Here is a 25,319-nt window from a genome sequence, read left to right as displayed (position 1 = left end):
ACTTATATTTTAATATAAAGGTATTATCATGTTACATCCCGCTACAGTACACTTCGCAGTGGTTCTACCACTAATAGCTCTAATTATAGGTTTGGTTTATCTTCTTAAGCCAAGCGACTCCATTCAAAAAATATCTACCGGTTTTGTGCTGTTTGGCGCAATTTTTGTCGGCATTGCATTCCTAACAGGCAAAGAGGATGCGGGAGCAGTTTTTGAATTTCTTTCAAGCGATGGAAAATCAGCTCTTAAGGAGCATGCAAAGCTTGGACAATATTTGGCAATAGCTACGGGTTTAGTAGCAGCACTGAATCTGTTTGGATATTTCAAGAAGCTTTATAAAGTGGAACTTTTATCAATAGTGTTAGTTGCAGCAATTAGTGCGGGCGTACTCTATCAAGGTAAAATGGGCGGAGAAATCACATATAAGTATGGCGCTCATGTAGAGGGATATTCAGATGGAAAAGCTTGTATCGAAGAAAAGGCTCTGTTTGAAGACGATTAGAATGAGTAAAATAGAATTTTCGAATATTCACACTGGAAGAAATTATTACAATATTATCACATTTTTATAACTAATTTAAGCTTTATATAGGTAGTATTCTTGCAATAAGAGTTCTTGTGCTTTTTGAAATAGGAATCTCTTTTTAAAAAGATTAACCATAGTTATAAATCTTAACATTTGTCTATTGAAGGCTATAAGGAGAATATATGCAATTAGGCTTCCTAGTTGACTTACATCTGTGTATGGGATGTAAGGGGTGTGAAATCGCATGTAAGGTGGAAAATGAAGTTCCGCTAAGCACATGGAGACTTCGTGTTAAATATGTTGACGTTGGAACATTCCCTGAAACAAAAAGAACATTTACACCTTTAAGATGTAACCACTGCGAAAATGCGCCATGTGAGAGAATTTGCCCTGTTAGTGCGCTTCACTACCTTGACAATGGCATCGTAAATATTGATAAAGAGCGTTGCATAGGCTGTGCAGGCTGTGTAATGGCTTGTCCGTACGGAGCAATATATATAGACCCTCAGACGCAAACCGCAGATAAATGTACATATTGTGCACATAGAGTTGCTTCTAGTATGATGCCTGCTTGTGTTGTTGCTTGTCCTGTTCAGGCAAATATATTTGGTGACCTTGAAGATCCAACTTCAAATATCTCAAAATATATTCAAGTTAACCAAGGCGGAGTTCAAGTTCGTAAGCCTGAAAAAGGAACAAATCCTCATCACTACTATGTAGGCGGCGGAAATGTTACTCTTAACCCTCTTGCTTCTCATAGAGTAAATGGACACTCACTGTTTAACAACATAACAACACTTCCGGTTGGAGGAGACCACTAATGGTACATGAAACATTAGCAGCGACAAATGCTGTAGTTACTTTAGACGTAGCGCTTCCGGGTATAGTTTGGCCTTGGCTGGTTACTGTGAATATGTGGGCTAAGAGTATAGGTACAGGCATTATCTTTGTGTTATTTATGCTTCTTAGAATGCATCCTGAGTCAGCTAAAAGCTTAAGACTTCCAAGTGCAGTAGCAGCATTTGTTTTTATTAACATTTTCTTACTTTTTACATTGGCTGACTTACATCAACCATTTAGAATGTGGCATATATTTGTCTATCCACACTGGAATTCTGCTATTGCAGTCGGTTCTTTTATGGCTTCTGCATTCTTGGGACTTTTAATACTTCTTGCGTTCTTGGCATTTAAGAAAAACAATGAGCTATTTGACAAAGTACTTCTTTGGACAGCAATCCTTGCGATTCCGGTTACGCTTTATACTGCAGCACTTATGTCTCAGGCTACGGCACGCGAACTATGGCAAATGCCGGCTGAATCAGCTCAAATGATTCTTGCAGCACTGCTTTCAGGTTCTGCGTTTATGCTTCTGCTTGGCGGTAACAAGCTTAGTGACGAAGCTAAAAACACTTTAGGCGTTGTGTTAGGGCTAAGTGCGCTTATGGCGTTTATTATCTACATGTCAGAATATATTTTCGGACCTATGAAGGCCGAAGAGATTGCAGCTACAATAGATTATATCAAGGGTGACGGACCATATACTGTTATGTTCTGGCTAGGTCAATGGATGACTTATATACTGCCGATGCTCTTTGTAGTACTAAGCAGAGTCGGTAAATCTGATGCTATTTTAAAACTAGCAGCAATTTTAGCGTTAGTTGGTTTGGCAATAGTTAAACATGTATGGCTGATGATTCCACAATTATTACCAATGAGTTAGGGAGAATATTTAATGTATTTAGAAAGTAGAAGAACATTTTTAAAAGGCGCTGCATTTACTGTTGCAGGCGCTGCAATCGCAAAAGGCGTATTTACTACTGATGCTATTGCTGAGTCAGTTAGTGAGAGCAAATTTACAAATACTCCAGACTCGCTATCATTTTATCCTCCAATGAACGAATGGAATGATTTTAAAGAGTTGGACGGTGATGACTGGAAGAGAGGGGGTATTGACCGTCACGGCGTTAGAAGTGAATCAAATCCAGACGGTATTGAAGTTAACGATTATGCAATCGTTCCTACTGCATGTTCAAATTGTGAAGCGTCATGTGGATTAACGGCTTGGATTGATAAGAAATCATTTACTGTTAAAAAGTATATGGGCAACCCTTTTCACCCTGCTTCTCGCGGTCGCAACTGTGCAAAAGGTTATGCTGTTCAATCTCAAATGTATGATCCAGATCGCATAGCATTCCCATTGAAGCGTGCTCCAGGTTCTGCACGTGGTGAAGGTAAGTGGATTCGTACTACATGGGACGAAGCCATGACTACCATCGGTAAAAAGATGAGTGATACGATAAAAGTGGGCGATGAGCTCTCTAAAAAATCTATCATGTACCATGTTGGCCGTCCAAATGAGAATGGTTTCACACCTCAAATTTGGCATACGCTTGGTCAAGACTGTACAAACTCGCATACAAATATCTGTAGTTCTGGCGGGCGTACTCCTACCATTCAGTGGGCAAACGATGACAGAACATCTCCTGACTGGGCAAATGCAAAACTGCTTTTTCTAAATTCATCACACGCTGCTGATGCTGGTCACTACTTTGCTCAAGCTGCTGCATTTATAGCAGAGGCTAGAGCTAAGGGCGCAAAGATGGTTGTTATGGACCCTCGTCTTTCAAATTCGGCTGGTATGGCTGATCTCTGGATTGCTGCATGGCCTGGAACGGAGCCTGTAATCTATCTTTATCTTACAAACAGAATTCTAAGTGAAAACAAAGTTGACAAAGAGTTTGTTAGAAGATGGTTAAACTGGGAAGTATTCTTAGACAATAAAAAATATCTAGAGTTTATGGTAAGCAAAGGCTATATCTCAAAAATTCCGGATGGTGACGATTTTGATACGTTTATTGAGGTATTAAGAGAGCTATATTCTCCTTATACTTTAGATTTTGCTGTAAAAGAGACTCACGTTCCTGGATACAAACTTGAGGCGTTATATGATATGTTTATCTGGGCTGGATCTGCGATATCTACATACTTCTGGAGAGCAGCAGCAGCAGGAAATCGTGGTGGATGGATGAGTGGACGCGCAGGCTATCTTCCGCTTGCTCTTCGTGGTGCTATCGGACCTGAGGGCGGTACATTTTTTCACTATTGGCACGTTATATCTGTCGGCGGAAAAGGCGGAAGCTCAACCGTAGGACAAGGTACGCGCGGTGCTAATGTAGCCCCTATAGATGTTTATAACGAACTCTCTTGGCCGCCTGAATGGCCTATTTCAACCTATGAGATGTCTTACCTGTTACCGCACCTTCTTGCTGATAAAAAGTGGCAGCAAAAATGGATAGACAAAGGTCTTAAAGTCCCTCAGAAGCTTGCTGTATGGGCTCCTCGTATGTACAATCCTGTTTGGATTAATCCTGATGGATTTAGATGGATTGATACGATTAAAGATGAGTCTAAAATGGAACTTACGTTTAATCTCTCTCCTGTATGGTCTGAGACTAACTGGTATGTTGATTACATTCTTCCTGTTGGCCTCGCCGGCGAGAGACATGACCAACACTCTGAGCCTTCTATGCCAGCTCGTTGGACATCGTTCCGTCAGCCTGTTATGAGAGTTGCGCTTGAAAAAGCAGGCTGGAAACCAAATAATCCAAACCGTGCTACATTAGAAGCTCATATTAAAGCAGGACTTGGCGAAGTTTGGGAAGAAAATGAGTTCTGGATTGATTTATGTGTTAATTACGTTGACCCTACCGGTGAGCTTGGTATTAGAAAAATGTGGGAGTCTAAAAAGAATCCCGGCAAACCTGTTACTATTGCAGAGTGGTATGATGCTGCATTTGGAGACAACCTGCCAAATCTTAAAGCAACAGCTACATCTGATGAGAGATACAAGAATTCAGAATACCCTGTGTATGAGTACATGAGAGATTACGGCGCTTGGATGGAAGAGAATAATATCTACTCTGCGCAAGAGCGTGAAATCAAAGATGACGGAGAGAACTATATTTCTCACGGACATAAATATAGTAAAAAAGATGTAACAATTAACAAGAGAACAGGCGTTATGAGTGCTGAATCTCATGGCAAGAAGAAAGCCATCGGTATTGTTGTTGACGGCAAGAACATGGAAGGTTTTGCAACTCTTGACAAGAAACTTGACTTCTTCTGTGAGTGGCTTGCTGATGATTGGAAGTGGCCTGAGTATGCTATTCCTTTCTATCCAAGAAATGAGCAGGAGAAAAAAGAGATGGTTCATATTGTATCACACGTAAACCACTCTTTTATGACAGAGAAAAACTCATATGCGCTTAATACAGTTTTTCGTCTGCCGTATAATATTCATACTCGTTCTGCTAACTCTAAGCACCTTATGGAAATTTCGCAAAACCATGACCCTATCTGGATTTCAACAGGAGATGCAGCTCGTCAAGGATTTAAGCGCGGAGAAGCCATAAGAGTTAGAATTGTGGATAGTCTAACAGGGCTTGAATCTGGTTATTTTGTAGCAATGGCAATACCAACAGAAGGTGTTCTTCCTGGAACGCTTGCTTGTTCACACCACGGTGGAAGATGGAAATTAGTTAACTCTGTATCTATTCCTAACGGTGTAACGGATGGAAAAGTTGATTCGCAGCCGATAGCAAGAAATATGAACGATCCTAAATTCATGGCTCACTCATTTGAAAATGCAGGTAAAGACGGAGCACAGATTAAGATTGAAGATTATAAAGGTGCAGGCGGAATTAACAGCTTTGGTGTTCCAACTGCCGAACTTCAAATGGATGGAAAAGAGGGTAAACTCAAATATGTTGATGGTATCAAGCCTTTCCACAGTGAAAGATTTGCTGACTACAATAAAGACAGTGCAAATGTCTGGTGGGATGGACTAAGCGGTTCATGGCAAAATGCCGTTGCTGCTCCGCATCCAGACCCAATTTCTGGTATGCACTGCTGGCACCAAAAGGTAATTTTAGAGCCTGCGCAAGCCGGTGATAAGATAGGTGATATCTTTGTAAACTATGACAATAACTTTAAAGTTTATGAGGGCTGGAGAGATCAGCTGACTCGCGGATTGGATGAAAACTCCACTCTTAGACGTCCAAAGCATATCAAGCGCCCATGGGTACCTTTATCTCATAAAGCATACGTAGTTAAAATAGATAAATAATTACTCTCAGCAGTCATAAAATGGGCTCTTATGCCCTATCTTTTGGGCTTTACCCATTTTATGACTTATTTTACATACCGGCAAAGAACATTCTAAGCCACAATCCAAACGTAGTCGTATATCCTATATCGCTAAAGAAAACCTCACCATTTTTATCATAAATAATTGTTGTTGGAAATACCAATACACCAAATTTTTCTGCCAATACTCCTTCTGTATCATTAACGACATAAAAGTTTAAACCACGGCTTTTTAGATACTCCTCTATTTCTGAGTTATTTCCAGATTTTATGGCAATTGTCAAGACGTTATAGTGTTCGGATATAGTCTGTATATTTGGAGCTTCGGCTTTACATGTAGGACACCAAGTAGCCCAGAAATGGATCAATATAGGCTCATTTACGGGCAGTGTAAATATGCTGTTATCCAGAAGTGTAACGCTGGATATATTCAACGCCTCTTTGTTTAACTCGTTGCTTCTGTATAGGCTCAATGCATTGGCAAAAATAGTCATAACAAAAACAAAGAGAATAATCTCTTTAACATATTTAATAGCTCTGTTTTTCATAATGGTCATCTTTTCTTTACGGTTAACAAAATAGTAATCATATATTGCTAACATTACATAAATATAGGAGTTTAGATATGTATAAAAATACAATTTTAGTAGTATTTATGATATTTTTTGCTGGATGTGCACAAAAAGAGCTTAATACTAAACTAACAATGTTCCAGAGCGTTGACGAGAAGGATGCCGTTTTGCTTCAAGACGCTTCAGATAAAAATTATTGTCCTAGATGCGGAATGGATTTGGTCAAATATTATAAAACAAGCCATAGTGCTTCAGATGAAAAAAAGGTCTACCAATACTGCTCTATTCATTGTCTTGAAGAGCATTTAGGAGATGGCATTGAGCTTAAAAATCCATTGGTAGTTGATGTAACTACTTTAAAATTTATTGACGCTACAAAGGCCTATTATGTTGTAGGAAGCAGAGTTAGAGGAACGATGAGCAAAATCAGCAAATATGCCTTTTTAAACGAAGAGGATGCACGAAAATTTCAGGCTCAAAACAGCGGAGAGATAATGGATTTTTACGAAGCGCTAGAGGTTGCCAGAGGAGATTTTAAAAATTATAGATAACTATAATTTAAAATATCTCAACTGTTGTTTTAAATCATAATTCCTTTTATTGTAAAAAAGAGCATTCCTGCAAGCACAGCGGCAGCAGGTACTGTAATTAGCCATGCAGCTACTATTTTTTTGATAGCATCTCTTCTTACAAACTGGACTTTTTTTGCTTTTTTGATATTTTTCTTAGTCGATTTAATTATTCTTTTTTCATTCTCGATAAGTTTATAAAGGTCGACTATTCTTGCATAGTCTGGTTGAGTTTTCTCACTTTTTTCCTGCAGCGATTTTAACTCAGCCTTGTATGCTTCTCTGTTGAGCTGTTCATCTTTTATAATAATGACATCATCTTCAATCGTGTGATTATTTTCATCTTTTATATGTAGCCACTCTCTTAGAAAACCAACGCCGAATATACCGCCAATAGCAATATGTGTAGAGCTGACGGGAAGACCAAGTTGCGAAGCTATGATTACGGTTACAGATGCTGACATTGCTATGGAAAATGCTCTTATCTGGTCTAAATCAGTTATCTCACTTCCAACTGTTTTGATTAGTTTTGGACCATACAGCGCTAGTCCAAGCGCAATACCGACTGCGCCTACGCCCATAACCCACAGCGGAATAGAAGCACTCGCCGAAACACCGTTATTTACCACTGCATCATTGATTGCCGCTAATGGTCCGATAGCATTTGCAACGTCATTTGCACCGTGTGCAAAGCTTAGCAGAGCCGCTGCAAAAATAAGGGGGATGGTAAACATGGTGTTTACTGAAGCTTTTGTATTTTGCAGAGCCGTGGTATTTGAGTTAACCCTTTTCTTAACAAAGAAATAGACAGCAACTGCAATAATAGCACCGATAGCAAGTGCAGTTGTAAATGCCGGTTTTTTTGTAACTTCGAAAGAAACAAGAGGCAATATATTGACAGACTCTATTATTTTAGGCCATATTTGCTTAACACCCTTGAGTATAAGGTATGTTACAAATGCCAAAGACATAATCGCCACAAATACCGGAACGTAAGTTTTGGCGGCTTGAACCTTGTCTTCTTGAAAAACAATAGATTTTTTGATTGCAAAGAGAAACGCAGCGGCGATAATTCCGCCCAAGACAGGGGAGATAACCCAAGAAGCAACTATGCCTCCCATTGTCCACCAGTCCACAACGCCAAATCCGGCAGCCGCTATTCCAGCTCCCATTACGCCTCCGACAATAGAGTGTGTCGTGGAAACGGGGGCTTTCATCATTGTTGCAAAGTTTAGCCAAAGAGCCGCAGCAAGAAGAGCGGCCATCATTGCCCATATAAAAGGGTCTGGATTGCCATCAAATGCAGAGATGTCAATAATGCCGTTCTTTATAGTTTTAACAACCTCGCCACCTGCAATAAGCGCGCCTGCCCCTTCAAATACAGCGGCGATAATAATTGCTGTAGTGAGAGTAAGCGCTTTTGAGCCAACTGCGGGACCTACGTTGTTTGCCACATCGTTAGCTCCTATATTCATAGCCATGTATGCGCCGATTAGCGCAGCCACTGCCAAAAATATATTGTTAGAGATGCCACCGTTGCTTAGAAATGTAAATGTTAAAACACATATCATGAAAAAAAGCGCAAAGCCCAATCTAGTGAAATCAGAAGCACTTTTTTTAAGTGCCTGTTTTTGGAGTCTGGCAATAGTTTTGATTTCCATTAAACACCTTTTTTGTTAGTGGCGCAATTATATTGTAATAATATTTATAAAGTTATTACAGGTTGAATTTTAAAAGAACTAATCGGCTTTTATATAGGCTTTTATTATCTTTTGTGTTTCAACAGGTCTGTCTCCACCTTTTTGTCCGAGTGTTGCAACGTTTTCAAGTTTTTTCACACTATTTATGGTCTGTGCTGTCACCTGTCCAAAAATCGTATGTCTCCCGTTTAGCCACGGAGCAGGAGCGGTTGTTATGAAAAATTGGCTGCCGTTTGTGTGAGGACCTCTGTTTGCCATTGCAAGAATACCGGCTCTGTCAAATATTTTATTTGTAAATTCATCTTTAAAATCTTTTTTCCAGATACTCTCTCCTCCTCTGCCTGTTCCGCTCGGATCCCCGCCTTGAATCATAAAATCTTTGATAATTCTGTGAAATATAAGACCGTCATAGTAGCCGTTTTTTACAAGGGTGGTAAAGTTTTCTACAGCCATAGGTGCAGTTTCTGGAAATAACTCTATCTCTATAACTCCTTGGCTAGTCTCTAAAACAACATGCGGATTCTTGCCTTGTGCACTAAGGTTTACTGAGAATAACATCAGTAAGATAAGTATAATTTTTTTCATCTTTTTACCCCGTTTCGTATGTGATATTTATATTGTATCTATTTTTGTTGAAATTTAAAATGTAATGAATGTGTTTTTTTGAAAAGAGTTGGTGAGAAAAGTATGAGTTTGTTGAGAATGGAGTTTGCCGCAATTTACTTGCGGCAGAACTTTAGGTTTTATTTACCAGCAGCAACGCGGTCTTTAAGACCTTTGCCAGCCTTAAATTTAGGAACCATTTTATCTTTAGTAGAATAAGACTTGTCAGTTCCAGGAACTTTACCGCTTTTTCCCTTTTGTAATGAAGCACCAAAGCTTCCGAATCCTACAAGAGAAACATCCTCTTTATTTACCAATGCAGATGCAACTGCATCCGTGAATGCTCTGATAGCTGCTTCAGCTTCAACTTTAGTTTTGTATTTACCGCTTGCTTGCACTAGTTCAACGAATTGAGCTTTATTCATAAATCTACCCTTGAATTTATAAAGATTTTCCGAAACTACCTAGACCTTAAAATAAAATTTCAGAACAAGGTAATTCAGCTATAGACACTTTATAGTTTATTTGCTTAAAGATTTCTTCTTTTTATCAAAAAATGATAAAAAACACGAAGTTTTTCTCTTTTTAAGTCCTAGTTTTGCACGTTTTAGTAGTCTTGCGGCAACGCTGCTAATTTTGCTAGCTATAATAAAAGACGATAATTCTCTCATTTTTTCATATCTATCTTTATGCGTATGAATAGACAAAAATACATCCTCCAAACCTTCTCTCTCTTGTTTTGTTAGTGCACTCATAAACTCAATCCTTCAGGCTATTGATTTTTCTTACAGCTCTAATAATCTCTCCATCTTCAAGTTTGCCTAGCATCTTCATAACGGTAATTGCAGCTTGAGGCTTTGCTCGACCAAGCTTCCAATCCTGATATGTGCGCATAGATATCCCTAATGAGTTGGCCATATCTTTTAGGGATATTTTTTTTCCATTATTTTTGGATTCTATGGAGTTGTGAAGAATGTTAAACAGATCATTAATTTGCATGAAGCGATTGTACGGAATTAATACTTAAATATACATTTAAATTATGTAATTATAATATATAAATACTAATACATACTATAAAACATATATTTTTATTACTTATAGCTATATAAAATTGTTTATATTGTATTAATTATACGGAATAACGTATACGATAGACAAAAAAATCTTTTTAAGATAAAAAAAATAAAAAAAATTTATTGAGAAAAAGGGAGTTTTTAAGAGTCTATGGAGATTTTTTTGTTTGTTGGATGAAGAGTGATATAGTTGTTGGATTCTAGAAGATAGAAAGGCTCATAAGCCCTCTCTTCAGTTTTAAATATAAGTTCTTCGCCGTTATTTAATGTAAAAATAACTGTATTTAGCCCTCTTAAAGGCTCTTGGATTGTAATTTTTGCATGCTTGACACCGTTTGTTATCGCATTTTGCTGCTCTTTTAGCTTGTCGATCTGCTCTTTTATAGCCGGAACATCAGAGGGCGTGTGTTTTTTTACGCCATCAAGCTTATACTTAAGGTCTTCCATCTCATTGGTTATAAAGTTATATCTGCTGTTGAGAGTAGGAATGTCTTTATAGTTGATTTTAAACAGATTGTCCTCTCCGCTTACGAGTCTAATGGTGATAGAGTTTGATGCATAAACCTTTAGATTGTTTTTTACATGTCCGATTGTTACGTTTTCTGCATAAACGGTTCCCCCGAGTGAGCTTTCTATATCCACATTTGTGGCATGAATCTCTCCGCCTTCAAGAAGTTTGATTTTTGCGCTGTGGCATCTAAGTTTGCCTTTATGTCTGTTTATATCTGCATACTTGGACTCTTGCGATGAGTCTTGATGTGTTGCGCCCTCAATTGTAAGGTTGACTGCTCTTAGTGTTGATTTTGCGCCTACATGCCCGTTTATATGGATTGTTTCTGATGTCAGTGCTACGCCTTCTCCAAGGCTGTCAAGCGAAGTGTCACTTTGCGAAATAATTACCTCTATATTGTTGGTTTCATCTTTTGCCACAGAATCTTGAACACGGGAGAGATGCTGCATTTTTATTTTATTATCGATATAGAAATCGTCTTTGTCGAAATGAACATACCCTTTTATTCTGCTTTTGTAGATTTTTCTCTCATCATTCTCTAAAATCTCGATGCTTTTTCTATCAACATTACATTTTAAATCGTCGCTGTTTTTTAGGTAGTTATTATCGATAATCTCGCCAAATGCATTTAAACCGTTTTTTCCAAAAACTGGCTTTATAAACTCGACAAGTACTTCTCCCTCATCAACCTCTATCACCTGATGATTTGTATCTTTGTCTAAAAAGCGCATCAAAAGCTTGCTATTTCTTCTTACCTCAGGCTCGATACCATTAAAGAGCGGAATTTTGATTTTTTTAACAAACTTTCCGCTGTAGAGATATCTTACAAAAGCTTTGAGTTTCTCTTTCATCTCTTCGTCAAAAATATTTATCAATATGTTGTTTGTCGCTTTTATATTATTAAACTCCTTGAGGAGAAGCAGATATATCTCTTTTGGTTGATAGCGTTTATAGGGAATTTGAGACTCAGGATGCAGGATTATAGCCGGAGTGGCGTTATTTTCTGAGAAATTTATATTGTAGCTAAGCTTTATTAAGCGTTTAATATTCTGTTTTATTGTAATGGAATATATCTGTTTTAATCTTACATGTTCGTTTACCATTTTTTCATGATTACTATAATAACCCATTGGGTCTTCTTTGTAGAGTACAAAATCATCATCAGCGATTGTTTTTATATATGTATCTAAGCCATTGATGTTAAAAGAGAACTCCAAAGGAGAAGAGTCGTTCTCTGTCGCAAATTTGTTTATTGAGGCTATGATATTTTTGGTTTTTGTTTTTTTAGTAAGCAAGCAAATCACTGTAATCGTATTTTGAAAAATCAAGGTAGAGTTTGCCTTCTTTGTGTATCACTCTTGAATCGTTGTCATAAGCATTCAAAAATCGTTTTTTAATTATTTTTCTTTGAGAAGATTTAATATTTAGCGATTTTAGATACTCTTTTAGCTCAACAACTCCCTGTTCTAATTCAGTCCCGCTTTGATAATTGAAGCTCTCAATTTCAAGTATAGTTGCATCTGCTCTTTCAAACTTCATTTTTTTATCTATGAGCTCTAAAATATTCTTTAGCTGAGCATCTTTTGTAATGTATATACGCTCGATTTTCTCTATCTCATCGCGCAGCATCTGCTCTTTGTCATCTACTAGTTTGTCTATTTTTGCCTCTAGCTGGGCGATTTTGCCCTTGAGAAAGCTGTTCTCTTTTTGGTAAAGAGCTATAACGGTGGCAACAGTAGTTTTAGGTTTTGCTATCTGTGTATTTTCTCTTGGTGTCATATTTTTTTCTTGGTGAATCTCTTCCCTTTTTTCTCTATCAAGCGAACTTCTGGTGACAATTATATAGGTCTTGCTCTCTTCAATAATATAGTTTAATTTCTTTGCTTTAATCTTGGAGTTAATCATCTCTTTAGACATCTTAAAATATTTACAATACTCATCAATTGTTAGTCTCATTTTAATTCCCGATTATTTTTTGGATATTTTAGCATAATAAAGTTTTTATGAAAGTTATTTTAAATGAAGCCTGTAATACAATTAGGCAAAAATTTTATAAAAAGAGTCTAAGAATGGGTGTTTTAAATATTGTAAATTCAGGGGTACTGTTTGGTGACGATGTGCAAAAAGTTTATCAGTATGCAAAAGATGGCGGATTCGCCATCCCTGCTATAAATGTTGTGGGAACTGATTCTATAAATGCTGTTTTAGAAGCTGCGGCTAAAGTAAAGTCTCCGGTAATTATCCAGTTTAGTAACGGTGGAGCATTATACTATGCAGGAAAAGGTTTAAGTAATGAAGGAGAAAAGGCAGCAATTGTAGGTGCAGTCTCAGGTGCGTTGCATGTACATATGATGGCAGAGGCGTACGGCGTACCCGTTATTCTTCATACAGACCATGCGGCAAAAAAACTTCTCCCATGGATAGATGCTCTTTTGGATGAGGGTGAAAAACATTACAAAACTCATGGCAAACCTCTCTACTCCTCTCACATGCTCGATTTGTCTGAGGAATCTTTGGCGGATAATGTTGCAATTTGTAAAAAGTACCTCCAGAGAATGAGCAAAATCGGTATGAGCATAGAGATAGAGCTAGGTGTTACCGGCGGAGAAGAGGATGGAGTTGACAACTCAAATGTAGATAACTCGCTTCTTTATACCCAGCCAGAAGATGTAGCTTATGCATACAAGGAGCTGAGCGAAGTTTCTTCAAACTTTACGATTGCCGCTTCATTTGGAAATGTTCACGGTGTTTATAAGCCCGGTAATGTAGTGCTTACTCCAAAAATTTTGGATAATTCTCAAAAATATATAGAGGAGAAATTTGGCACTAGCGAAAAGCCTGTTAGTTTCGTATTTCACGGTGGTTCAGGCTCAACTTTACAAGAGATTCGTGAAGCAATAAGCTACGGCGTAATTAAGATGAATATCGACACTGACGCACAGTGGGCTACATGGATAGGCGTCAAAGAGTATTATGAGAAAAATAGAGATTATCTTCAGGGGCAGATTGGAAATCCACAGGGCGAAGGGAAGCCTAACAAGAGTTACTACGATCCTAGAAAATGGCTTAGGGCAGGTCAGCTGACTTTGATTCAAAGAGTTGAGAGTGCTTTTTCAGATCTGAATGCTCTAGGTAGAAATTAACACAAATAACATGTAGAGCCACTACATGTTATTTTAGCTCTTCATAAATGTCTTCTATATTTTTGAGATGCGGATTTTGTAAAAAATATAAAGAGAGCACTCTGTTTAATCTGTTTTCGTTAAATCTCCAAAATTTTTTTTTATCAAATTCTTCATCACTAATCATTAAATCAAAAAGTTTTTTGCTCTCAAGATTCCCGCCGTTTTTCTTGATTACCTTTAGCATTAAATGTTGCAACTCTTCTTGTGCTTCTTTTGTCGTGTCATCATCTTCTAGCTGTTTATTGGGTAAAAATGCATATATCTTCCAGAAGCTGACTGCAAAAAGCAGTATAAAAAATATCATCATTAAATGCGATGTCTCTATCTCCATAGGTCTGCCTTTAGTTTTTTGCAGATTATATGGTTTGTATCATAATATTTTGGTTAAAATTTCAGCCTAGGAAATTAAAATGAATGATAAAGTATTTACAAAACCGATAAAAAAACAGTTTGAGTTCGATGAAGAGGTCGCTGCAGTCTTTGATGATATGCTTCAAAGAAGTGTGCCTTTTTATAAAGAGTCTCAGAAGATTACGGAGTTTTTTGCCCTAAAACAGCTTGAAGAGGGCGGAGTTGCTTATGACTTGGGCTGTTCTACCGCAACACTTCTTATAAACATAAGCAGAAAACTAAAAAAAAGCGCAACTCTCATCGGTCTTGACAACTCAGAAGCTATGCTTGAGCAGGCCAGAAAGAAGTGCGAAGCATTCAGGGCGGACATTGAGCTTGCAAACGCGGATATACTTGAGTATGAGTACAAAGAGGCTGACCTCTTTATCAGTAACTATACGCTTCAGTTTATACGCCCTCTTATTCGCGAGGAGCTTGTAAAGAAGATATCCGCTTCACTAAAAAAAGAGGGTATTTTTATCTTTAGCGAAAAGGTTATAAGCCATCATTCAAAACTCAACAAAGATCTGATCGAGTGTTACTATGACTTTAAAAAAGAGCAGGGCTATTCAGAGTATGAGATAATGCAAAAGAGAGAAGCGCTTGAGAATGTTCTAGTTCCCTACAGCGAGGATGAAAATATTAAGATGGCAAAAAACTGCGGTTTCTCACACTGTGAGGTGGTATTTCGCTGGGCAAATTTCGCAACTTTCATAGCTATAAAATAAAATCGCTTTATATTTCTTCGTTAGTTTATTTTAATGTACCAGAGTACATTTTCAACAAACTGCCTCGAACAATTTTACGATTTTAATTTATAGAGTTGTTGTATACCGCTTTATATTTCTTCGTTAGTTTATTTCAATGTACCAGAGTACATTTTCAACAAACTGCCTAGAACTATTTTGCGATTTTAATTTATAGAGTTGTTGCATACTGCTTCATATTTCTTCGTTAGCTTGTTTCAATGTACCAGAGTAGATTTTCGCTAAACTGCCTAAAACCGTTTTGTATTTTCCATTTATATTTCATTGCCATACGAAGCAAACGATTCTGCAACGGAAGGGTCAACTCTGGTCGTGCTAGATTTGGGGTACCCACCGTGAAGCCTTGGTGAACGAGCATGGCTATGAAAGGACTCTTTTGTAGGAACTCTTTATCCTCACCAAACATTCCCTTTTGGCTTCTCCTCTTCGGTTCCGACAATATACTCAACAACTTCATTGCTTTTTTTGCCGAGCTCATCATAGGTGACAATATCATCTTTGCCGCACTCTTTATGGTAGTAACCCTGAACGTCGTAATACTCTTTGCATTCGCTGTAATATTTAGCAGAAATTCCGTGTTTATTAAAACATGCAGAAAATAAAAATAGTGTTGAGATAATGAGTAGATATTTTGTCATAGCTCTTTTCAAGCAAAAATTAATCCATATTTGAACTAAACTTTGAAACTCTCTTTTGTTTTGCACTGCTGCGTCAAAAAACACTCATCGCATTTTGGGTTTTTTGCCTTGCAGATATAGCGTCCAAAAAGCACCATTCCCTGATGAAGTGTGCGCAGATCGGTTTTAAACTTTTTTACAAGGGTTGCTTCTGTCTTTATCGCTGTATTGTCATCGCTTAGACCAAGCCTGTGTGAGACGCGAAATACGTGTGTATCAACCGCCATCAGATTCGCTCCCGTATACTCTATCATCACGACGTTTGCAGTCTTTTGCCCCACTCCTGCAAGTGTTACAAGCTCTTTTTCATCCATCGGTATCTCACCGCCGTAAACCTCTGTTACTCTTTTTGCCATATCAATTAGGTTTTTTGCTTTGTTGTTAAAAAATGAACAACTGTTAATAAGCTCTTTTAGCTCTTTTATATTAGCTTCTGCCAAAGCTTTTGGGTCCGGATATTTTTCAAACAGAGCAGGCGTTATTATATTTACTCTTTTATCTGTACATTGGGCTGAGAGCGCAACTGCAACGACTAGTTCGTATGCGTTTTTATAATCAAGTTCTGTCACAGCATCACTGTAATTTTCGATAAAAAGTCGATGAATCTCTTTAATTTCTTCTTTTGTGGCTTTTTTCATGACGCAATTATATATAAAATGCTCTTTGTTTAATAATCATTAGTATTAACAAACTAAAATTTTTACAATTAAACAAGGAAATATAATGAATAAAGTAACAAAAATCATAACGTCTTTAGCTATGCTCTCTACTATCTCAATGGCACAAACGCTTGTAACAGTCAACGGAACTGCTGTTACTCAACAAGATGTTGAGAGAGAACTTATGGCTGCAACTCAAGGCAGATTTAATCAGGTTCCGACAGAGAAACAGGCGGAGTTTAGAAAGCAGGTTTTAGAGCAGCTTGTTGCAAAAGAACTTGTGTATGACGATGCTAAAAAAAGCGGTGTTTTAGACTCACAAGAGTACAAAGAGAAGTACGCGGAAGTAACCGAGAGAATTAAAAAAGAGATTGCTATTCAGGTTTGGCAAAAAAGAGAAGTTGATAAAATTGCTATCTCAGATGCTGATCTTAAGAAATATTATGACGCAAACAAAGAAGAGTTTGTTGAAAATGAAAGCGTTAATGCTCGTCATATTCTAGTAGAAAAAGAGGCAGATGCAAAAAAAGCTATAGCAGAACTTAAGCCTCTCAAAGGTGACGCGCTTAAAAATAAATTTATTGAGATTGCAAAAGAGAAGTCTACATGTGCAAGCGCGGCAGAGGGTGGAGATTTAGGTTATTTTACTGCTGGACAGATGGTTCCTGAGTTTAATGACAAAGCTTTCTCTATGAAAGCTAAAGAGTTTACTACAGAGCCTGTGAAGACTCAATTCGGATACCATGTAATATATATCGAAGATAAAAAAGCAAAGACAACAAAAAGTTTTGCTGAGGTAAAACCGTTTATCGAGCAGAGACTGAAAATGGAAAAAGCAAAAACAGTTATGATGACAAAAATGAAAGAGTTAGAGAAAAAAGCTCAAATCAAATAATTTTATGAACTCTCCCATATCTAAAATTGATTTAGAGGGGAGGGTTTTTTATGTTAAAAGAGATGATCTTATAGATCCTTTTTTAGCAGGAAACAAATACCGCAAACTATATACACTTCTACAAACTCTCTCAGATCAATTTAACAAAATTATCTCCTACGGCGGAACGCAGTCAAATGCAATGCTCGCCATTGCCGCTATGTGTAAAAACAAGGGCTGGGAGTTTATCTACTATACAAAACCTCTGAGCGATGCGCAAAAAAATGAAAAAAGCGGCAATTTTTATCATGCAAAGAGTCTTGGAATGCTACATGTAGAAATCGAGCAGCAGTTTTATAAAGATTTTATAGCCTCTTTGAGATTTAATCTGGATGAAAAAACGTTTGTTATTGATCAAGGCGGAGCGGTAGAAGAAGCAAGACTCGGGCTGGAAGTTTTAGCCGAGGAGATAAGAGCGCAAAACTTACATGTAAAATCTCTAGCCACCCCATCAGGAACCGGAACAACGGCGCTTTATCTTGCTCTCTCTCTGCCTGAGTATAGAGTTTATACAACCCCTTGCGTTGGTGATGTCGACTACTTAAGAGAGCAGATGAGCGCGCTTCATGAGATACCAAAAAATCTTACTATTTTAGAACCGCAAAAAAAGTACCATTTCGCAAAACCATATAGAGAGTTTTTAGAGATACAACAGAAACTTTTGTCTGCAGGAGTTGAGTTTGACCTGATTTATGCACCAAGTCTTTGGAAGTGTTTAATTGAGCAGACTAACGAAGAGACTTTGTATATTCACAGCGGCGGAGTAAGCGGAAACGAGAGCATGATGCGCAGATATGCGCAAAAAGGTTTTAGATAAATATTACGTTTTCTGTTAAATCGACTCTGCTTGGTTTATATGTGTTGATTTTAGCGCTCTTGTCTTCGTAGCCAAGTACTATGCTGTACAGAAGTGCGAGATTTTGAGGAACTTCAAGTATCTCAGCTACAACTTTTCCAAACTCCGTAGTTGAACCTTGAGGGCAGCTTTCTACGCCAAACTCCTGAGCCGCAAGCATAATAGTCTGCATGTATGCGCCACAATCAATAAGAGCGCCTTGTGCACCATCTATCATTGCCTTGTCGGTAAAGACAAAAAACACAGTACGTGCTCCAAACCACCTGAAGTTGTCGTGCCACATCTTTGTTCGTGTCTCTATATCTTTTCTGTCAACGCCCATTAGAGTATATAATCCCACACCTGTCTCTATTCTTCTCTTCCTATAAGGAGCTTTCCAGTTTAGCGGATAGTACTGGATAAACTGGTCGCTCTCTACACCGCTTTGCATCTTCTCTATAATTGCATCACCTATATTTTTTAGAACCTCTTGATTGCTTATAGCGTAGGTTACCCAAGGCTGCATGTTTGCACCGCTTGGCGTCATTGCAGCGGCATTTAAAATTTTTTCTTGGATATCGAGCGGTATCGGTTTTGGCAGAAATGCCCTTTTTGACGAACGGTTTTGTATTGCATTAATAATTGTTGGCATATAAAATCCTATAAATATTTTTGGAATTATATTACAAATAAAATTAAAATCACATATGCATAAGATAGACTAAATATACTTGACAATGAGTCGCTCAACTTGATATAATATTTTCTGTAAATCAAACGCAAGGAAATAGAAAATGAATAATATATTTGAGAAACTAACAAACAATATGAGTGAATCAATTGAGTCGGCGGTGTCGCTGGCTCTGCATAATAAAAACCAAGAGGTTGAGCCTGTGCACTTTTTATGGGCGCAGCTGACAAACTCAAACTCTGTGCTAAATCAGATGTTCAACAAAATGAGTATTGACAAGGTCGCGATTGAGCTTGACGTAAAGAGTCTTAGCGAGAAGCTGCCAAAATCATCATCTATCTCAAAAGAGAATATAAAGTTATCAAGAAATTTTGTTCAAACCTTAGAAAACGGTATCGGACTTATGACAAAAAACGGAGACTCTTTTTTGGCTGTCGATACATATATATTGGCAAATCTAAAGAACGAGCCGTTTCTTAGTCTGCTGAAAAAGTATATAGATATATCTGAGCTTGCTAAAAATATAGAAGCATCTCGCGGCAGCGCGAAGATAGACTCTCAAAGCTCCGATGAGACTTTAGAGTCTTTGAAAAAGTATGGAGTCGATTTAACACAAGAGGCAGGAGAGGGCAAGCTCGCTCCGGTAATTGGACGAGATGAAGAGATTACCCGCATGATGCAGATACTAATCCGCAAAACTAAAAACAACCCTATGCTTTTAGGTGAGCCTGGGGTTGGTAAAACGGCTCTCGTCGAGGGTCTTGCTCAGAGAATAAGTGACGGCAAAGTTCCGACATCGCTTCAAAACAAAAAGGTGATTGCTCTTGATATGAGTGCTTTAATCGCAGGTGCAAAATACAGAGGCGAGTTTGAAGACAGATTAAAAGCTGTAATAGACGAGGTTAAAAAGAGCGGTAATATCATTCTTTTTATAGATGAGATTCACACAATAGTCGGAGCTGGAGCGAGCGAGGGAAGCATGGATGCGGCAAATATCCTAAAGCCTGCGCTTGCACGCGGAGAGTTGCATACCATTGGAGCGACAACGCTCAAAGAGTATAGAAAGTATTTTGAAAAAGATATGGCTCTTCAGAGACGTTTCTTGCCTATTAATCTTAGTGAACCGACTGTAAATCAGTCGCTTCAGATACTTCGCGGTATAAAAGAGAGACTTGAGACGCACCATAATGTAACCATTACAGACAGCGCTCTGGTCGCGGCTGCAAAACTCTCCGACAGATATATCGCAGATAGATTTTTGCCTGATAAAGCAATCGACCTAATCGATGAAGCTGCGGCTGAGCTTAAGATGCAGATAGAGTCGGAACCGCATGCTCTAAGCAATGCAAAGATAAAAAAATCAGAGTTGCGTGTAGAGCAAGAGGCTCTAAAAATGGAAGAGTCACCTGCAAATACAAAGCGGCTTGAAGAGATTAAAAAAGAGTTGGCGGATGTTGAGGAGAAGGTTAGAAGCCTTGAGGCGCAGTTTGCATATGAAAAAGAGGTGTTTGGAAAAATATCAAGCATAAAAAATGAGATTGAAGCAAAAAGAAGAGAAGCACATGTGGCAAAAAGCACGTCGGAGTTTAACCGTGCGGCTGAGATAGAGTATGGAGAGATTCCTGCACTTCTAACTCAGGAAAAAGAGATTACAGAGAATTGGGAAAAGCTTCAAAAAGAGGGAACGCTCCTAAAAAACAGCGTTGATGAGGAGTCCATTGCCTCTATTGTCTCAAGATGGACAGGCATTCCTGTTAAGAAGATGCTCCAAGCCGACAAAGATAAAATTTTAAACGTAGAAGATGAGCTAAATAAAGAGGTTGTAGGACAGAGCAAGGCTACGCATGCGGTGGCGCGTGCGATTAAAAGAAACAAAGCAGGGCTATCAAGCGGCAATTCGCCAATAGGAAGTTTCCTGTTTTTGGGACCTACTGGTGTTGGTAAAACTCAAACGGCTAAAACTCTTGCTAAGTTTTTGTTTGACTCCGCTGATGCTATGATAAGAATAGACATGAGTGAATATATGGAAAAACATTCGGTCTCCCGTCTTGTCGGTGCGGCTCCGGGATATGTCGGATATGAAGAGGGCGGACAGCTCACAGAGGCGGTTAGAAGAAAACCATACAGCGTAATTCTTTTTGATGAGGTAGAAAAAGCCCATCCAGATGTATTTAACATCTTGTTGCAGGTTTTAGATGATGGAAGATTGACCGATAACAAGGGAGTTACAGTTGATTTTACAAATACTATTATTATTTTGACATCAAACATTGCAAGCGATAAAATCATAAACAATCCAAACTCGGATGCGCTTCAAGAGATGGTTTTGGGAGAGCTGAAGAAGTCGTTTAAACCTGAATTTTTAAATCGCTTGGATGACATTGTTATATTTAACGCTCTTGGACGTGAGCAGATAGTAGGAATTGTTGATATCTTCTTTAGCGAAATTGCTAAAAAAGTGGCTTCAAGAGATATTGCCTTAACATTGACGCCAAATGCAAAAGCTTACATAGCAGAGGCTGGGTTTGACCCAGTTTATGGAGCTAGACCGCTTAAGCGTGCTCTGTACGAGATAGTTGAAGATAGACTGGCGGAACTCATACTGGAGGGCAATGTTGTCGAGGGCTCACATGTTGATTTTGATTTTAAAGACGGCGAGATAAAGGTAAAAATATCGCAAATAGAAGCAGGGCTATAATTTTGGTATGAAATATATAATTTTATCGCTCTGTTTTTCGGTCTCAGTCTTTGCATGTACCGGTGATTGCATGTCATGTCATCCAGGTCTTATTCCGACAATAAACGAGGATTTAAGACACAAACCGATGCTTACATGTATAAACTGTCATCAAGCCGAACCAAACAAGATGGCAGATTGCGGTGCAGACTGTTTCGGGTGTCATCCGATGTCTAAAATTTACAAAGCAAAAGTAAAAGAGCATGATGTAATTCAGGAGTGCAGAGATTGCCATGTTGGGCTAAAAGAGAAACTCTTTGACATTGCGACTTCGTTTGAGCAATCTAGCGGAGATACTCTAAAAGATTATATTATCAGGTAAAAATAGAACCTTAACCACGCTTTAAGTAACTTTTTTGTAATATTGCGGACTTAATTTAAAGAAGGATGTGTCTATGAAAAGAACATACCAGCCTCATGGAAAACCGAGAAAATCAACTCACGGTTTCAGATTGAGAATGTCAACAAAAAATGGCCGTCGTATAATTAACCGTCGTCGTGCTAAGGGTCGTAAAAAATTGTCAGTTTAGGAAATTTCTATACGCTGAAGCTGCATAAGGAGTTTCAGTATATATATAGAAAAGGAAAAGATGCTCATTCAAGCACTATTGTGCTGTTTTTTCTTCCTGCGGCTAGCAACAAAAAAGTGGGATTTACTGCTACTAAGAAAATAGGCAATGCCGTAAAACGAAACAGAGCAAAAAGAAGACTTCGCGCTCTATTTTTGGAATACTCTTCTCTTCTAAAAGATGGCACATATATATTTGTAGCCAAACAAGCAATCGACGAAACAACACATCAAAAGTTAAAAAGCGACTTTGAAAAAGTTTTAACTCGATTAGATGCAATCAATAAAAAAATCCAATGATTAGAAAATTTTTACTTAAGCTCTTATGGCTCTATCAGAAGTTTTTTACATTAATTGGATATGGTAGTTGCAGATATTACCCATCTTGTAGCGAATATGCAAGAATTAATTTCGAAAACAACTCCATTTCAAGTGCTTTTTACCACACTTTTACTAGAATACTCCGTTGTAATCAATTATTTGACGGTGGCATAGAGTATCCGCTACTAGACAAGCTGTCATTAAAGCCCGCTAGATTGGGGATTGATTCTATAAAATATTGGTTGGTTCCAAATAAAAAAAACCGCTTTTTTATTATAAAAAATTTTTCATACAAAGGGCAACCGTGTTCGACAAAATGACACCAAATCAGAGACTAATAGTAGCAATATTGCTATCATTCGTATTTTTTGTAGTTTATACAGCAATTTATCCGGCAGAGCAACCGGAAGTGGCACAATCAGATGCTCAAAAGATTCAGAGTGTACAAAATCAGCAAGCACAAAACAGAGCTCAAGTTGTAAATATAGAGGATGCAGTCGGGCATCAAATTTCAACTGATGAGAAGATGGCTCAAAATGATTTAAGCACCATTGTGACTATCAACAACCCAAAATTTATACTCAAGTTGGATACATTGGGGAGAATCTCTTCAAAGATTCTTCTTCAAGACAAATATAACGACAAAGACGACAAGCATGCAGAGTTGATTCCATCAACAGGCACTAAACCTCTTTTTGTAAGATTTTTGGATGAAAATCTAAATAGTGAAGCGACAAAAGTTGCTTATACTGCAGATGTCTCTCAGTTGACTTTAGATGAGACCTCTCAAAAGGTTACGTTGACTCAAAAGCTATCAAACCTGACTGTTACAAAAGAGATTACTTTCTATCCTGATGGACATTATGATGCAAAAGTGTCGCTATCTGACGATAAGAGATATTTTATCTATTTAGGGCAGAGACCTCGCATAACAGAGCAGATGATGACAGTCTCCGGCGCTATGGTCTATACGGATGATGATTTGGTTACAATTATTGAAGACGGAGATGCAGAAGGCCGCAAAACTTTTAACGGTGTAGAACTCATCTCGGCGTTTGACCAATACTCCGCATCAATTATGTACGGATTTGCAAAAGAGACTAATATTATTGTAGAGAGAGATAGAGAGAATAATCCTGTTATCTATTTTGAGGCTCCTCAAAATATCTCTTTTGGCGGATATTTAGGGCAAAAAGATTATAAGACACTAGATGCTATCAACCCTGTTTTAACCAATGCTATCGAGTACGGATGGTTTACGTTTGCTTCAAAACCTCTGTTTCAGCTATTGCTTTGGCTGCACGGAATTTTTGGCAACTGGGGCTGGGCAATTATAGGACTTACTATCATAATAAGAGCGGTTCTGTATCCTTTGACATACAAAGGTATGGTCTCTATGCAGAAGATAAAAGATATCGCACCGCTAATAAAAGAAGTTCAGGCGAAATATAAAGGTGACCCTCAGCGAACAAATGCCGCCGTCATGGATCTTTATAAAAAGCATGGCGCAAACCCTCTTGGCGGATGTCTTCCAATGCTTCTTCAGATACCTGTATTTTTTGCGATTTACCGTGTTCTTTTAAATGCGGTTGAGCTTCAGGGTGCTCCATGGATGTTCTGGGTAAATGACCTCTCAAGAATGGATTCAACGTTAGTTTTACCGATATTAATGGGCGCTTCAATGTACTATCAGCAGAAGCTTACTCCAAGTAACTTCACTGATCCTTTGCAGGAGAAGATATTTAAGTTTTTACCTATTATCTTTACCTTCTTCTTTATAACGTTCCCATCGGGTCTGGTTCTTTACTGGTTTGTAAACAACCTTTTCTCAATAGGACAGCAGTTTATCGTAAATCAGCAGTTCAAAAACGCAAAAGATGCACAGATAGCTGCTCATAAACATTTGGAGAAAAAAGATGATTAAGATAGAATCAACTACTCTTGAGCAGGCATGTAAAGATGCTGCTTCGGCTCTTGGTTGTTCTGCGAGCGAGCTTGTTATTGAGATTGTTCAGATTCCTAGCAACGGTTTTATGGGACTTTTTAAAAAGAGTGCGATTATAGTTGCCGCAAAGAAAAATCAGGAACTAAAAAAATCAGATGCTCATGACGTTCCAAAAGAGACGCAAAAAAGAGAGATAAGACCTGAGCCAAAAATTCAGCCTAAACCAGAACAGAAGCTAGAGCCGAAAAAAGAGTACAAACAAGAGAGCAGAAAACCAAAAAGCGAAACAAAAAACACCCCTCGCCAAGTCGTTAACGACACATTTATGCCTCAGTCGTTTGTCAGTATACAAGATGACGATGATTACGATATGGCAGATATCAACTATACTGCTGATTATGAAGAAGAGGGCGATGAAAAGCAAGGGGGTGTTCCTGCAAGTATGAGCGCTTATGAAGTTGCAACAAGAGTTGAGAGAGAAATAAACGAACTTTTTGACCTTATCTGCTTCAAAATTGATAAAATAAAAGTAACTGCTTATGACGAAGCTACGCTTTTAGTTGAGTTTAAAGGCGAAGATGCGGCGCTTCTTATAGGAAAGGAGGGCTACAGATACAAAGCTCTATCATATATGATTTTTAACTGGATTAATGCAAAGTATCAGCTTCAGCTACGCCTTGAGATTGCAGAATTTTTAAAAAATCAAGAGGAGTCTGTAGCAAGATATCTAGTAACGGTCTGTGAAAATGTGGACAGAGACGGACGTGCGCAGACCAAGATACTTGACGGTGTTTTAATCCAAATCGCACTAAAAGAGCTTCGTGACAAATATCCAAACAAATATGTAGCTGTTCGCTCCACTCGTGAGGGACTTAAATTTATCATTATAAATGATTACCACAACTAAG

28 protein-coding genes are annotated in these 25,319 nt (G+C 38.1%); 16 read left to right on the top strand and 12 right to left on the bottom strand.

The annotated features are described in order from the left end of the window. Positions 1 to 28 precede the first annotated feature (28 nt). The 4 genes from K0A91_RS02320 to K0A91_RS02305 all read left to right on the top strand — a co-directional run bounded on the left by K0A91_RS02320 (position 29) and on the right by K0A91_RS02305 (position 5,651). Positions 29 to 502, top strand: coding sequence for a DUF2231 domain-containing protein (locus K0A91_RS02320; protein ID WP_295007754.1), 474 nt, complete (start codon positions 29 to 31; stop codon positions 500 to 502). 206 nt (positions 503 to 708) lie between these two features. Further along, entirely contained in the window at positions 709 to 1,347 is a 639-nt protein-coding gene (locus K0A91_RS02315; RefSeq protein ID WP_295007752.1) for a 4Fe-4S dicluster domain-containing protein, read from the top strand. Next, positions 1,347 to 2,246 (top strand): NrfD/PsrC family molybdoenzyme membrane anchor subunit, encoded by a 900-nt coding sequence (gene nrfD, locus K0A91_RS02310; protein WP_295007750.1) that lies wholly within the window; start codon positions 1,347 to 1,349, stop codon positions 2,244 to 2,246. Before K0A91_RS02315 ends, nrfD begins: the two co-directional genes overlap by 1 nt. A gap of 12 nt (positions 2,247 to 2,258) precedes the next feature. After that, positions 2,259 to 5,651, top strand: a complete 3,393-nt coding sequence (locus tag K0A91_RS02305) for a molybdopterin-dependent oxidoreductase (RefSeq protein ID WP_295007748.1) — start codon at positions 2,259 to 2,261, stop codon at positions 5,649 to 5,651. 70 nt (positions 5,652 to 5,721) lie between these two features. Here the strand turns inward: K0A91_RS02305 and K0A91_RS02300 are convergent, their stop codons facing one another. Further along, entirely contained in the window at positions 5,722 to 6,273 is a 552-nt protein-coding gene (locus tag K0A91_RS02300; protein ID WP_295007746.1) for a protein disulfide oxidoreductase, read from the bottom strand. Positions 6,274 to 6,296: 23 nt separating this feature from the next. On the opposite strand from K0A91_RS02300, the gene K0A91_RS02295 reads away from it, so the two are divergent. Then, positions 6,297 to 6,794: a nitrous oxide reductase accessory protein NosL gene (locus tag K0A91_RS02295; protein WP_295007745.1), complete on the top strand. Its 498-nt coding sequence runs from the start codon at positions 6,297 to 6,299 to the stop codon at positions 6,792 to 6,794. A gap of 29 nt (positions 6,795 to 6,823) precedes the next feature. On the opposite strand, the gene K0A91_RS02290 is transcribed toward K0A91_RS02295, so the two are convergent. From K0A91_RS02290 to K0A91_RS02260, 7 genes are all read right to left on the bottom strand, one after another. Further along, positions 6,824 to 8,473, bottom strand: a complete 1,650-nt coding sequence (locus K0A91_RS02290; protein ID WP_295007743.1) for an inorganic phosphate transporter — start codon at positions 8,471 to 8,473, stop codon at positions 6,824 to 6,826. Between the two features lie 78 nt (positions 8,474 to 8,551). Further along, the gene (locus tag K0A91_RS02285; protein WP_295007741.1) at positions 8,552 to 9,097 is read right to left on the bottom strand and encodes a peptidylprolyl isomerase; all 546 of its coding nucleotides are present in this window, start codon (positions 9,095 to 9,097) and stop codon (positions 8,552 to 8,554) included. A gap of 158 nt (positions 9,098 to 9,255) precedes the next feature. Beyond that, positions 9,256 to 9,540, bottom strand: coding sequence for an HU family DNA-binding protein (locus K0A91_RS02280; protein ID WP_295007739.1), 285 nt, complete (start codon positions 9,538 to 9,540; stop codon positions 9,256 to 9,258). A 96-nt stretch (positions 9,541 to 9,636) separates the two neighbouring features. Next, positions 9,637 to 9,870: a hypothetical protein gene (locus K0A91_RS02275; RefSeq protein ID WP_295007738.1), complete on the bottom strand. Its 234-nt coding sequence runs from the start codon at positions 9,868 to 9,870 to the stop codon at positions 9,637 to 9,639. Positions 9,871 to 9,874: 4 nt separating this feature from the next. Continuing rightward, the gene (locus K0A91_RS02270; RefSeq protein WP_295007737.1) at positions 9,875 to 10,114 is read right to left on the bottom strand and encodes an XRE family transcriptional regulator; all 240 of its coding nucleotides are present in this window, start codon (positions 10,112 to 10,114) and stop codon (positions 9,875 to 9,877) included. Between the two features lie 218 nt (positions 10,115 to 10,332). After that, complete coding sequence (locus K0A91_RS02265; protein ID WP_295007735.1) at positions 10,333 to 12,006, bottom strand: flagellar assembly protein A; 1,674 nt, start codon at positions 12,004 to 12,006, stop codon at positions 10,333 to 10,335. Continuing rightward, the gene (locus tag K0A91_RS02260) at positions 11,987 to 12,658 is read right to left on the bottom strand and encodes a hypothetical protein (protein ID WP_295007734.1); all 672 of its coding nucleotides are present in this window, start codon (positions 12,656 to 12,658) and stop codon (positions 11,987 to 11,989) included. The genes K0A91_RS02265 and K0A91_RS02260 overlap by 20 nt, the downstream gene beginning before the upstream one ends. Positions 12,659 to 12,771: 113 nt before the next feature. Here K0A91_RS02260 and fbaA point away from each other — a divergent pair, with 113 nt between their 5' ends. Further along, the gene (gene fbaA / locus K0A91_RS02255; protein ID WP_295007843.1) at positions 12,772 to 13,845 is read left to right on the top strand and encodes a class II fructose-bisphosphate aldolase; all 1,074 of its coding nucleotides are present in this window, start codon (positions 12,772 to 12,774) and stop codon (positions 13,843 to 13,845) included. Positions 13,846 to 13,873: 28 nt separating this feature from the next. On the opposite strand, the gene K0A91_RS02250 is transcribed toward fbaA, so the two are convergent. Beyond that, the gene (locus tag K0A91_RS02250; protein ID WP_295007732.1) at positions 13,874 to 14,218 is read right to left on the bottom strand and encodes a hypothetical protein; all 345 of its coding nucleotides are present in this window, start codon (positions 14,216 to 14,218) and stop codon (positions 13,874 to 13,876) included. 79 nt (positions 14,219 to 14,297) lie between these two features. Between K0A91_RS02250 and cmoA the strand changes: the two genes are divergently transcribed. Further along, positions 14,298 to 15,005, top strand: coding sequence for a carboxy-S-adenosyl-L-methionine synthase CmoA (gene cmoA / locus K0A91_RS02245; protein WP_295007730.1), 708 nt, complete (start codon positions 14,298 to 14,300; stop codon positions 15,003 to 15,005). Positions 15,006 to 15,439: 434 nt separating this feature from the next. On the opposite strand, the gene K0A91_RS02240 is transcribed toward cmoA, so the two are convergent. Together K0A91_RS02240 and nth are read right to left on the bottom strand one after the other, a co-directional pair. After that, the gene (locus tag K0A91_RS02240) at positions 15,440 to 15,682 is read right to left on the bottom strand and encodes a hypothetical protein (RefSeq protein ID WP_295007728.1); all 243 of its coding nucleotides are present in this window, start codon (positions 15,680 to 15,682) and stop codon (positions 15,440 to 15,442) included. 35 nt (positions 15,683 to 15,717) lie between these two features. Then, positions 15,718 to 16,359: an endonuclease III gene (nth, locus tag K0A91_RS02235; RefSeq protein ID WP_295007726.1), complete on the bottom strand. Its 642-nt coding sequence runs from the start codon at positions 16,357 to 16,359 to the stop codon at positions 15,718 to 15,720. A gap of 85 nt (positions 16,360 to 16,444) precedes the next feature. Between nth and K0A91_RS02230 the strand changes: the two genes are divergently transcribed. Both K0A91_RS02230 and K0A91_RS02225 read left to right on the top strand, forming a co-directional pair. Next, a complete protein-coding gene (locus tag K0A91_RS02230; RefSeq protein WP_295007724.1) occupies positions 16,445 to 17,275 on the top strand; it encodes a peptidyl-prolyl cis-trans isomerase in 831 nt (276 codons plus the stop codon). Positions 17,276 to 17,279: 4 nt separating this feature from the next. Further along, the gene (locus tag K0A91_RS02225; RefSeq protein WP_295007722.1) at positions 17,280 to 18,131 is read left to right on the top strand and encodes a 1-aminocyclopropane-1-carboxylate deaminase; all 852 of its coding nucleotides are present in this window, start codon (positions 17,280 to 17,282) and stop codon (positions 18,129 to 18,131) included. Here the strand turns inward: K0A91_RS02225 and K0A91_RS02220 are convergent. After that, positions 18,124 to 18,801: a nitroreductase gene (locus K0A91_RS02220; RefSeq protein WP_295007720.1), complete on the bottom strand. Its 678-nt coding sequence runs from the start codon at positions 18,799 to 18,801 to the stop codon at positions 18,124 to 18,126. The genes K0A91_RS02225 and K0A91_RS02220 overlap by 8 nt on opposite strands. A 142-nt stretch (positions 18,802 to 18,943) precedes the next feature. On the opposite strand from K0A91_RS02220, the gene K0A91_RS02215 reads away from it, so the two are divergent. The 7 genes from K0A91_RS02215 to K0A91_RS02185 all read left to right on the top strand — a co-directional run bounded on the left by K0A91_RS02215 (position 18,944) and on the right by K0A91_RS02185 (position 25,318). After that, positions 18,944 to 21,538, top strand: coding sequence for an AAA family ATPase (locus K0A91_RS02215; RefSeq protein WP_295007718.1), 2,595 nt, complete (start codon positions 18,944 to 18,946; stop codon positions 21,536 to 21,538). Positions 21,539 to 21,545: 7 nt separating this feature from the next. Further along, positions 21,546 to 21,899 (top strand): hypothetical protein, encoded by a 354-nt coding sequence (locus K0A91_RS02210; protein WP_295007716.1) that lies wholly within the window; start codon positions 21,546 to 21,548, stop codon positions 21,897 to 21,899. A 73-nt stretch (positions 21,900 to 21,972) separates the two neighbouring features. Further along, a complete protein-coding gene (rpmH, locus tag K0A91_RS02205) occupies positions 21,973 to 22,107 on the top strand; it encodes a 50S ribosomal protein L34 (RefSeq protein ID WP_295007714.1) in 135 nt (44 codons plus the stop codon). Next, the gene (gene rnpA, locus K0A91_RS02200) at positions 22,095 to 22,445 is read left to right on the top strand and encodes a ribonuclease P protein component (RefSeq protein WP_366511617.1); all 351 of its coding nucleotides are present in this window, start codon (positions 22,095 to 22,097) and stop codon (positions 22,443 to 22,445) included. The genes rpmH and rnpA overlap by 13 nt, the downstream gene beginning before the upstream one ends. Beyond that, on the top strand, positions 22,442 to 22,786 hold the full coding sequence (gene yidD, locus K0A91_RS02195; RefSeq protein WP_295007712.1) for a membrane protein insertion efficiency factor YidD: 345 nt from the start codon (positions 22,442 to 22,444) through the stop codon (positions 22,784 to 22,786). Before rnpA ends, yidD begins: the two co-directional genes overlap by 4 nt. Continuing rightward, positions 22,783 to 24,390 carry a membrane protein insertase YidC gene (gene yidC, locus K0A91_RS02190; RefSeq protein WP_295007710.1) on the top strand — a complete coding sequence of 536 codons (1,608 nt, stop codon included), beginning with the start codon at positions 22,783 to 22,785 and terminating at the stop codon, positions 24,388 to 24,390. Before yidD ends, yidC begins: the two co-directional genes overlap by 4 nt. Continuing rightward, positions 24,383 to 25,318: a Jag N-terminal domain-containing protein gene (locus K0A91_RS02185; RefSeq protein ID WP_295007708.1), complete on the top strand. Its 936-nt coding sequence runs from the start codon at positions 24,383 to 24,385 to the stop codon at positions 25,316 to 25,318. The genes yidC and K0A91_RS02185 overlap by 8 nt, the downstream gene beginning before the upstream one ends. Position 25,319 lies beyond the last annotated feature (1 nt).

The sequence above is a fragment of the Sulfurimonas sp. genome, from assembly GCF_019429335.1.
Taxonomy (GTDB): Bacteria; Campylobacterota; Campylobacteria; order Campylobacterales; family Sulfurimonadaceae; genus Sulfurimonas.
This window is presented reverse-complemented; position numbering and strand designations above follow the sequence as displayed.

What these genes read in the sequence shown, in the direction of transcription:
- cmoA (WP_295007730.1), top strand. Translation starts at nt 14,298, where the DNA reads ATGAATGATAAAGTATTTACAAAACCGATAAAAAAACAGTTTGAGTTC.
- K0A91_RS02280 (WP_295007739.1), bottom strand. Translation starts at nt 9,540, where the DNA reads ATGAATAAAGCTCAATTCGTTGAACTAGTGCAAGCAAGCGGTAAATAC.
- K0A91_RS02230 (WP_295007724.1), top strand. Translation starts at nt 16,445, where the DNA reads ATGAATAAAGTAACAAAAATCATAACGTCTTTAGCTATGCTCTCTACT.
- nrfD (WP_295007750.1), top strand. Translation starts at nt 1,347, where the DNA reads ATGGTACATGAAACATTAGCAGCGACAAATGCTGTAGTTACTTTAGAC.
- K0A91_RS02225 (WP_295007722.1), top strand. Translation starts at nt 17,280, where the DNA reads ATGAACTCTCCCATATCTAAAATTGATTTAGAGGGGAGGGTTTTTTAT.
- nth (WP_295007726.1), bottom strand. Translation starts at nt 16,359, where the DNA reads ATGAAAAAAGCCACAAAAGAAGAAATTAAAGAGATTCATCGACTTTTT.
- K0A91_RS02300 (WP_295007746.1), bottom strand. Translation starts at nt 6,273, where the DNA reads ATGTTAGCAATATATGATTACTATTTTGTTAACCGTAAAGAAAAGATG.
- K0A91_RS02305 (WP_295007748.1), top strand. Translation starts at nt 2,259, where the DNA reads ATGTATTTAGAAAGTAGAAGAACATTTTTAAAAGGCGCTGCATTTACT.
- K0A91_RS02275 (WP_295007738.1), bottom strand. Translation starts at nt 9,870, where the DNA reads ATGAGTGCACTAACAAAACAAGAGAGAGAAGGTTTGGAGGATGTATTT.
- K0A91_RS02260 (WP_295007734.1), bottom strand. Translation starts at nt 12,658, where the DNA reads ATGAGACTAACAATTGATGAGTATTGTAAATATTTTAAGATGTCTAAA.
- K0A91_RS02185 (WP_295007708.1), top strand. Translation starts at nt 24,383, where the DNA reads ATGATTAAGATAGAATCAACTACTCTTGAGCAGGCATGTAAAGATGCT.
- K0A91_RS02320 (WP_295007754.1), top strand. Translation starts at nt 29, where the DNA reads ATGTTACATCCCGCTACAGTACACTTCGCAGTGGTTCTACCACTAATA.
- K0A91_RS02220 (WP_295007720.1), bottom strand. Translation starts at nt 18,801, where the DNA reads ATGCCAACAATTATTAATGCAATACAAAACCGTTCGTCAAAAAGGGCA.
- K0A91_RS02210 (WP_295007716.1), top strand. Translation starts at nt 21,546, where the DNA reads ATGAAATATATAATTTTATCGCTCTGTTTTTCGGTCTCAGTCTTTGCA.
- K0A91_RS02290 (WP_295007743.1), bottom strand. Translation starts at nt 8,473, where the DNA reads ATGGAAATCAAAACTATTGCCAGACTCCAAAAACAGGCACTTAAAAAA.
- fbaA (WP_295007843.1), top strand. Translation starts at nt 12,772, where the DNA reads ATGGGTGTTTTAAATATTGTAAATTCAGGGGTACTGTTTGGTGACGAT.
- yidD (WP_295007712.1), top strand. Translation starts at nt 22,442, where the DNA reads ATGATTAGAAAATTTTTACTTAAGCTCTTATGGCTCTATCAGAAGTTT.
- K0A91_RS02295 (WP_295007745.1), top strand. Translation starts at nt 6,297, where the DNA reads ATGTATAAAAATACAATTTTAGTAGTATTTATGATATTTTTTGCTGGA.
- K0A91_RS02250 (WP_295007732.1), bottom strand. Translation starts at nt 14,218, where the DNA reads ATGGAGATAGAGACATCGCATTTAATGATGATATTTTTTATACTGCTT.
- K0A91_RS02285 (WP_295007741.1), bottom strand. Translation starts at nt 9,097, where the DNA reads ATGAAAAAAATTATACTTATCTTACTGATGTTATTCTCAGTAAACCTT.
- rpmH (WP_295007714.1), top strand. Translation starts at nt 21,973, where the DNA reads ATGAAAAGAACATACCAGCCTCATGGAAAACCGAGAAAATCAACTCAC.
- K0A91_RS02270 (WP_295007737.1), bottom strand. Translation starts at nt 10,114, where the DNA reads ATGCAAATTAATGATCTGTTTAACATTCTTCACAACTCCATAGAATCC.
- yidC (WP_295007710.1), top strand. Translation starts at nt 22,783, where the DNA reads ATGACACCAAATCAGAGACTAATAGTAGCAATATTGCTATCATTCGTA.
- K0A91_RS02215 (WP_295007718.1), top strand. Translation starts at nt 18,944, where the DNA reads ATGAATAATATATTTGAGAAACTAACAAACAATATGAGTGAATCAATT.
- K0A91_RS02315 (WP_295007752.1), top strand. Translation starts at nt 709, where the DNA reads ATGCAATTAGGCTTCCTAGTTGACTTACATCTGTGTATGGGATGTAAG.
- K0A91_RS02240 (WP_295007728.1), bottom strand. Translation starts at nt 15,682, where the DNA reads ATGACAAAATATCTACTCATTATCTCAACACTATTTTTATTTTCTGCA.